This window comes from Ensifer sp. M14, from assembly GCF_003355565.1.
In the GTDB taxonomy this organism is placed as follows: Bacteria; Pseudomonadota; Alphaproteobacteria; order Rhizobiales; family Rhizobiaceae; genus Ensifer.
This window is the reverse complement of the sequence record NZ_QJNR01000009.1, coordinates 1-6,802: the sequence shown is the minus strand read 5'-3', so window position 1 is coordinate 6,802 and position 6,802 is coordinate 1. Positions and strand designations below refer to the sequence as shown.

The following is a 6,802-nucleotide window of genomic DNA, read 5'->3' as shown; positions in this document are numbered from 1 at the left end:
GAATGGTGGCCGGTCTTTGATTGGAATGGCGGCCGGCTTCACGTCGGAATCCGCACTTAGCCCGAATCCAACCTCGACTGTCGCAAAAGGCCTCGGTCCGCTGCATATCCTCGACCCCCGCCACATCAGGCTGGAGCTACAAATCGGCGTCGACGAAGCCCGTTTATCAAACGGCCGGAAATCCGTGGGAGGGCGCGCTCGCATCCGGCTCCGAAGTCCGCAGCGATTGAAGAGGACAGTTCTCCACGACCGTGGTTGCACGGCTTGTTGCGCGGATGTTCACGCTCTGTGCGTCTAGGGTCGCATGATGTATCGTCAGGAACGGAACCGTAATCTCACGATCGTCAGCCTTTCTCTGCCTCGCGCATAAGGGTATGCGACCAGCGGCTGACGCCCCTTTGAGGGGGCGGGTGAGAAGTTGTTCATAGGTGCTACTGTCGCGTCAGAGTGCCAGTGACGGTGCCGCCCTCTCCAACGCCTGTGTAAGACACGGAATTCTGTCCCTTCTTGGTGAGTGTGATATTCATCCGTTCCAAGTCAGTGTAAGTGTATCGTAGTGAGTTGCCTTGGATTGTACCATCGACCTGCTCGGTCGTTCCATCGCCCGGAAAATAGGTCGATCCCACCGCGCGGTTGCCGTCCACGCTATCGATTGTCACCTCAACCGGGCCGCGAAACAACAGTATGCCGGCATATCCTTTCCAATGACCGCGGAAGAATTCAGCGGTGGCTGCGACATCTCCCCCGGCTTTTTTTCCAGCAAGGGTGCCGTTGGCGTAGGCGGTGCATTTCTGGATCGCGATATTCTTCCTCGATACCGGTTTCGTGCCGAAGAGGCTTTCTCGATCTGAGTTCGTATTTTTGAGGATCGTTAAGTGCGGCGTCTGGTCAAGAAAGTACTCTACCTTGGAGCATGATTTGGCCGAACTTCGTACTGTGATTTCAGCCGAGTAGCTTGGCTTTGACCCCGAGGTACTGTCGAGCGTTATCCGCGCAGTGCACCTTCCGATCGGTTTTTGGAAATCACAATCAGCCAGAACATGGCCGCTTACGAAGGTCGACAACAAGAAGATCGTCGTTGCTAGGAGATGATGACGCATAGACCCCTCAATCTATTAGTTTTCCTTGGGTTATGGTGACCTCCATGAACGGTCATGCGGCCTCATCCACACCTGAACAGGTATCGGAAAATGTACTGGAAGCTATCTACAGCCTGAGCCCGGCCCCACTCCGCAGACGGTGCCGCCGCCATAGTTTCCGCCCGGTGACGGTGTTCCGTAGACGGGCGAGGAGTAAGACTCCGGAACTGGCGCGTAGATTTTTTTTGGTTTCGAAGTGTGAGGCGAAGAATAGTTGTTGCTCTGGTTTTGAGTAGCGACACCTGCGACACCCAAAAGGAGAGCAGTGGCAATTTGTTGATCTGTCGAAGTACATCCGGACGCTGCGAGAAGAGTCAAATATCACCGAACTCATTCTTGCCCTCGATCGCGATCGTCCATTCCACTGCCATCGTCGCCTCCTTCATTGAGGCAACCGAGATGGACCAGCCGGCACTAAAAATTCGTGCGCGCCCCAGATAAATTACCGGTCTCGGTGACCGCATTGGGTCATACAGAGGCCTCAGCAGCCTTCACCACCGCTAACCTCATCTAGACCGCATGCCGTGCCGCCCACGGCCTCAGCAACAGTTCCCATCGCTGCAACCATTCCTTTCTGCGCCTGCATCTGAAGCGTCGGCGAGTACCACCCTTCCGATCCAAGAATGAAAACCTCTTCCTGCCGTTTGGACCCGTTCCGCGTCATCCTGTCGGCGGCTGAACTCATAATCTGACCCTGTAGGGTGTTGCCGAGCGCGGAGATCATCTCGCTCGAGCGACGATAGGTCAAATCTGCCACGAAAGCGCATGTATAGCCTTGCCCGCCTTTGACGCAGCCTTCCTTGTGCATCCCGTTGATCTCAATCTCCCATGCTGTGTCGGCGAACAGGCCGTAGGTGAAACTGCGGAACCCCGTCTGCTTTCCATATTGGGCGTAGGCGCGCATGAAGGCCAGCCCGATCTCTCGCTCGTCCGGCTCTGTGTAGTCGGCAGGTACGACTATTGTCTTTCCATCAGCCATCAGGCTACGTTCACGACGCGAATGTGTGGCTGTCTCCAAATGCTCGGCCGCAGTCTTGCTTCCAAGTTCCGCAGCAATCTCAAACAAGCGGTCGGCCTCGGCCCTGTTTTCCGGCACACCTTTTCCGAGCTTGTGGTGCATTGCAATGCTGAAATAGCCGGACGGATCGTTCTGGTCCGCTGCCAGCTGATACCATTCCCGCGCCTTTTCGAATTCTCCACGCGCCTCAGCCTTCTGGCCCATCCACCATTGCGCCTTTGAATTCCCTTGCTCGGCGGCCGCCTTCATCCACTTCTCGCTTTTGGCCTGATCAAGAGCGCCGAAACGTGGCTCCTGATGAAGGAATGCAAGGACGAGCTGCGCCTCGACTTCACCGGCCTTTGCTGCCTTCTCATATGACGCTGGCGTTACAGCTTTCCGGGCTGCCTGGCGGTACCAGTCGGATACATCCTTGCCGATCGCCCCTTCGTTTCGCCTGGCCAGCCCACCAGCGTTGGAGAACGTATACAGCGCAAACCGGATATCCTGCTTGGGGCCCGGCGCCATGTAGGCGCGGGCTCGCCGAAATTCGCTTGCATGGTCTTGCGGGTCTAAACGGGCTGCCTCGTCGCAAGCTGTCGTAGCCGCGGACGTATCAATAAATGGAAGGTCGACCCCAACCCGTTCTTTGTTGTTGGGCTCGTCGATAGATCCAGCCAATCGTCGGCACTCATCAACCGGATCAGCGGCATGAGCATCCCCGACGGCAAGTCCCGCTAGGAAGCTCCACATGGCAATCTTTGGCAAGTCTAAGAAAATCATTTGTCGAATCCTCCACAAGAAGGAGCGAGGCGAGTTTCGCTTGTCGAACTGAACTGGCGCTATTCGCAAAAGATGGTGATCTAAGAGGTCAGATGTTTTCGTCCCAAGCTTCACATAGTGCAGCTTTTCCACGGAAGCGAAAGTAGGCACTTTGGGCTAGGTTGCCCGTGTAAATGGTGTTATGACCGCTATCGATAATGCAGAGCTTAGGACACAATCCCAGGGTGTTGTCACATAAACCTGCTGTCAGCGAGTGGGGCGTAGAGATGGTGGGGATGAAGAGTCCTGCCGTCAGCGTGGTGATTTCCATCGCCGGCAGAAAGTACTGGCTTTGGCGTGCCGTTGATCAAGATGGCTACGTTGTCGACGAGATTGTTCAGAGCCGACGCGATACGAAAGCCGCCAAGCGATTGCTGATCAGGCTACTGAAGAAAGCAGGCATGCCGCCTAAGCGGATTATCACCGACAAGCTCCGTTCGTATGGCGCGGCCAAGCGTGACGTTATGCCGGCTGTCGAGCACTGGTCCCACGAGGGTGTCAACAATCGAGCGGAAAACTCTGATCTGCCGCTGCGAAAGCGGGAAAAGACGATGCAAGGTTTCCGATCAGCCGGCAGCTTGCAGCGGTTCATCTCGATTTTCTCTGCGCTTCGAAATCTCTTCGTCACCCCGCATCACAAACGATCCGCCCTGGCCACTCACATTCACCGCATCCGCGCAATCGCGCACTGGAAAGCTGTCACGGGCACGGCTGCTTGATGGTAGACAACTTGCGGCAGAGACCGCTCATCGCTCGATAACGTGACAACTCCCATAATGTATCTACGGGAATAGGTCGCAGCCTTGCCTTGCCCTGCAACTGGTTGTTATTCCGTATCGGTAGTGATTTCCGTGCGTCTTAGGCTGCACCTGGGAAATGACGCCCTCTCCAGTAGCTCATTATCCTTGGATCACCATTCCCGCCTTGCGCATGGCATCCTCTACTGCGCGGATCAGCTCGTTCTCGCGGCGCTGCCACTCATTGAGGGTTTTGGGCGTTTTTTCGAACCGAAGAAACCGGGATGCGAAACGATGGATCTCATCGCTGAGGTTGGTCCGCTCGTGGAGAGCGTTTGACATGCTCAACGCCGCATGTCGCCTAGCGAGGATTCCGTTCTTGTCGAGGCTAGATTCGTTGCGAGTGTCGAAGAGTGCTTTTGCCGCGTCCCGATAACCTTTGGCTGCCGCGTGAACTGGATCGTTTGGATTGAAAGCCGTCATTCGAGGCCTCTTTTCCTCTTTGTTGTGGCTCAGGAGAAAGTCGCCATCCTAGCCGCCAAGATCATGCATGGCCTTGCCGATCATATGGGCTCCCATTTATGCTGGGACTTGGGATCACCGGGCATACCTGATCTGTATTGCGAGCTCTGGTTATCCGCATGCCAAAGCCGCCAGTCTGTGCTTCCAAGTCAATGCAGTAGCTGTCTCCTCCGCGCTCTGGCGATTGATTCCTTAGTCTTTTCATTCTCCCGCATGGTAACAATGTGCGCCTGTATCAGGCCGATCAATCCGAATGTGGCCTCTTGTTGGCTCCAGCCAGCGGCAGCAGCACGCTCAATGATTACCTGGAACGCCGCCCCCATCGCTTCCTCGCAATCGAGTAGTCGATCAGTATGATTCATCGGGCGTTTCGGCGAGGCGACTTCGGCCACACACTGTCCTCCTACCAGCAGAGTAGGAAGAACGTTTGCAATCTGCAAGGCAATCCTAATTGAACTTACAACCCCTGTAGGTCGACGTTTGCGTGCTCAGGTTTGAATATCAAACATTTGTACCCGGGAGGTCGTGCCAGCCGCATATCATGCGGCTGGCACGCATGACCGCAGCGGCTGCGGAGGCTGGCGGACACCCGCGCCAGATGCAGCCTTCGCCGGCCAGCAGCCTATGCAGCATATGGGTCTCAACCCCTGGCTGGAATTCGAGCGATCACCTTGATCTCAAAATCGAAACCGGCGAGCCAGTTGACGCCGATCGCCGTCCAGTTCGGGTAGGGCGGCTGTGGGAAAACTTCGTTCTTCACCGCCATGATCGTCGCGAACTGGTTCTCGGGATCGGTATGGAAACTCGTCACGTCAACGATGTCGTCGACGGTGCAACCGCCCGCCGCTAGGGTAGCCTTGAGATTGGCGAAGGCCAGTCGGACCTGTTCGGCAAAATCCGGCTCGGGTGACCCGTCTTCGCGGCTCCCCACCTGACCGGAAACGAACAGGAGATCTCCGGAGGCAATGGCGGCTGAATAGCCGTGGGCCTCGTAAAGCGCGTGACGGTTTTCAGGAAAAACGGGAGTGGGTTTCGTCATTTCATGAGCCTTTCTTGGCATTCAGCGCGCCCGGATATCGGACGGCGGTTAGGGCTTTCAGACGGTATTGCAGCCGCCCTTGGCGCGTTCAGCCTGAGGGCGGGCGTGTCAGAGGTAAGGTGCGTATCCGCTCCGCCACCCCTACGGCATGGGTCTCCAGCGCGAAATGGCCCGCTTCGAGCAGATGGACCTCCGCATCGGGAAGATCGCGCCGGTTGGCTTCGGCGCCGGCGGAGATGAACGCCGGATCATGGCGCCCCCAAACCGCCAGGAGAGGCGGTCGATGCTCAGGCGGCTACAGAAGATCGCGTAATCTATCGACTGAAACCGCGCGCTGGGGCGATTGGCCAGCCTAGCTGATCTTGCGGGGACGTCCGCCCTTCGCGCCGTTGGCCCGGCTTGCCTCGATCTTCGCGGCAGACCGAGATTGCCCGCCGCGGCGCTGGGCATCCATGAACTTCGCAGTTCCGAATATGCCCTTCATCAATCCGAGGATGGTGAAATCCACGTCCAAGGTTTCCCAATGCAAGCCAGTTTCGCCCAAAAGCTCGACTTCCGCCAGCTGGGCAGGCGTTGCATTCTCCAGGCCTTGTATCGATCGGGCAGGCACCATGAAAGCTGCGCCATTTGTGAAATCCACGGCAATGCGGCCGGAAGGTTCATCGAAACGGACCGACGATGGGATCGGAGCGCGTACACGCTCTGCGTCCCCCTTCAAGGTAGCTTCTCGGTAGTGACGATCTTCAAAGATGACTTCACCCATGAATGCTCTCCCATTTTTCGATGAACAAGCGCTGGTTTGCCTGGACAATTGTGAGCGCCACGCTCAAATCTCGCTTTTTCATCCCCCGGTTCGATAATACGGTGAGATCGAAAATGTTGATGCGGGCTTCACCGTCTCCGTAGACATGGGCGTGCGCGGGTTCGTGGTCATCAGTGTAAATGACAAATCGCATGCCTGCGGCGCGCAGAACGGTGACCATGGAGCAAAATAACCTAACAACTTGGGTTATTCAAGATCTTTAGCCCTGGCTGCGGATCAGGCAACCTGGACAAACGAAGCACGCGTCATCGCCGGCGACCCGCAACGCGCTCGCTGATCACGACGCAGCCCGCAACATCCTTCGCACCTTCCGCGAGAGTTCATCGAGAGTCGTCATCACTCGGTTTATCTGCGAGAGCTTGGCAGTCGGCACTGGACCATACCTGATGACGAGATACTCTCGGTTTGCGGAAAGAGTTGCCATCACTGGATCTCTTGAAAGCTGGCATCCTTTCGATCAATACACGAACCGCAAGCATGACCTTTGCGATCGCCGTACCCGAAACAATGCGGGCTGTGCTGGAGATGACGGCGGCTCTGTCGGCTGAGCTAAAGGCGCCAGAAGAAACCGCGAGACGCCAACGCTCGCCCGACCGCAACCAGGATCATCCACCGGAAGCCTCCCGTGCGCTGTCGAGCGCAGCATAGGCCTTGGCAACGCATTGTTCGATCACGACGCAGCCCGCAACATCCTTCGCACCTTCCGCGAGAGTTCATCGAGAG

The 6,802-nt window shown here is 56.7% G+C and carries 8 protein-coding genes and 2 pseudogenes; 2 read left to right on the top strand and 8 right to left on the bottom strand.

All coding sequences use genetic code 11. The annotated features are described in order from the left end of the window. Window positions 1–431 precede the first annotated feature (431 nt). Window positions 432–1,100 (bottom strand): hypothetical protein, encoded by a 669-nt coding sequence (locus tag BLJAPNOD_RS26755; RefSeq protein ID WP_115422108.1) that lies wholly within the window; start codon window positions 1,098–1,100, stop codon window positions 432–434. A gap of 520 nt (window positions 1,101–1,620) precedes the next feature. After that, window positions 1,621–2,919, bottom strand: a complete 1,299-nt coding sequence (locus BLJAPNOD_RS26750) for a tetratricopeptide repeat protein (protein WP_115422107.1) — start codon at window positions 2,917–2,919, stop codon at window positions 1,621–1,623. A 296-nt stretch (window positions 2,920–3,215) separates the two neighbouring features. Between BLJAPNOD_RS26750 and BLJAPNOD_RS26745 the strand changes: the two are divergent. Next, window positions 3,216–3,677, top strand: a pseudogene (locus BLJAPNOD_RS26745) (DDE-type integrase/transposase/recombinase); the annotation flags it as partial. 180 nt (window positions 3,678–3,857) lie between these two features. On the opposite strand, the gene BLJAPNOD_RS26740 reads toward BLJAPNOD_RS26745, so the two are convergent. From BLJAPNOD_RS26740 to BLJAPNOD_RS26715, 6 genes and pseudogenes are all read right to left on the bottom strand, one after another. Further along, window positions 3,858–4,178: a hypothetical protein gene (locus BLJAPNOD_RS26740; RefSeq protein ID WP_115422106.1), complete on the bottom strand. Its 321-nt coding sequence runs from the start codon at window positions 4,176–4,178 to the stop codon at window positions 3,858–3,860. A 188-nt stretch (window positions 4,179–4,366) separates the two neighbouring features. Further along, window positions 4,367–4,609: a hypothetical protein gene (locus tag BLJAPNOD_RS26735; RefSeq protein WP_147294593.1), complete on the bottom strand. Its 243-nt coding sequence runs from the start codon at window positions 4,607–4,609 to the stop codon at window positions 4,367–4,369. A gap of 248 nt (window positions 4,610–4,857) precedes the next feature. Continuing rightward, window positions 4,858–5,256, bottom strand: a complete 399-nt coding sequence (locus BLJAPNOD_RS26730) for a RidA family protein (RefSeq protein WP_115422129.1) — start codon at window positions 5,254–5,256, stop codon at window positions 4,858–4,860. Window positions 5,257–5,344: 88 nt separating this feature from the next. Next, window positions 5,345–5,542 (bottom strand): annotated as a pseudogene (locus tag BLJAPNOD_RS36185) (hypothetical protein); the annotation flags it as partial. Between the two features lie 66 nt (window positions 5,543–5,608). Beyond that, window positions 5,609–6,019: a DUF2442 domain-containing protein gene (locus tag BLJAPNOD_RS26720; protein WP_115422104.1), complete on the bottom strand. Its 411-nt coding sequence runs from the start codon at window positions 6,017–6,019 to the stop codon at window positions 5,609–5,611. Beyond that, window positions 6,012–6,239, bottom strand: coding sequence for a DUF4160 domain-containing protein (locus BLJAPNOD_RS26715; protein ID WP_115422103.1), 228 nt, complete (start codon window positions 6,237–6,239; stop codon window positions 6,012–6,014). Before BLJAPNOD_RS26715 ends, BLJAPNOD_RS26720 begins: the two co-directional genes overlap by 8 nt. A 317-nt stretch (window positions 6,240–6,556) precedes the next feature. Here BLJAPNOD_RS26715 and BLJAPNOD_RS35810 point away from each other — a divergent pair, with 317 nt between their 5' ends. Then, window positions 6,557–6,727 carry a hypothetical protein gene (locus BLJAPNOD_RS35810; RefSeq protein ID WP_206750052.1) on the top strand — a complete coding sequence of 57 codons (171 nt, stop codon included), beginning with the start codon at window positions 6,557–6,559 and terminating at the stop codon, window positions 6,725–6,727. Window positions 6,728–6,802 lie beyond the last annotated feature (75 nt).

Coding starts and splice junctions, on each gene's coding strand:
- BLJAPNOD_RS26755 (WP_115422108.1), bottom strand. CDS start 1,100: ATGCGTCATCATCTCCTAGCAACGACGATCTTCTTGTTGTCGACCTTC.
- BLJAPNOD_RS26750 (WP_115422107.1), bottom strand. CDS start 2,919: ATGATTTTCTTAGACTTGCCAAAGATTGCCATGTGGAGCTTCCTAGCG.
- BLJAPNOD_RS26740 (WP_115422106.1), bottom strand. CDS start 4,178: ATGACGGCTTTCAATCCAAACGATCCAGTTCACGCGGCAGCCAAAGGT.
- BLJAPNOD_RS26730 (WP_115422129.1), bottom strand. CDS start 5,256: ATGACGAAACCCACTCCCGTTTTTCCTGAAAACCGTCACGCGCTTTAC.
- BLJAPNOD_RS26720 (WP_115422104.1), bottom strand. CDS start 6,019: ATGGGTGAAGTCATCTTTGAAGATCGTCACTACCGAGAAGCTACCTTG.
- BLJAPNOD_RS26715 (WP_115422103.1), bottom strand. CDS start 6,239: ATGGTCACCGTTCTGCGCGCCGCAGGCATGCGATTTGTCATTTACACT.
- BLJAPNOD_RS35810 (WP_206750052.1), top strand. CDS start 6,557: ATGACCTTTGCGATCGCCGTACCCGAAACAATGCGGGCTGTGCTGGAG.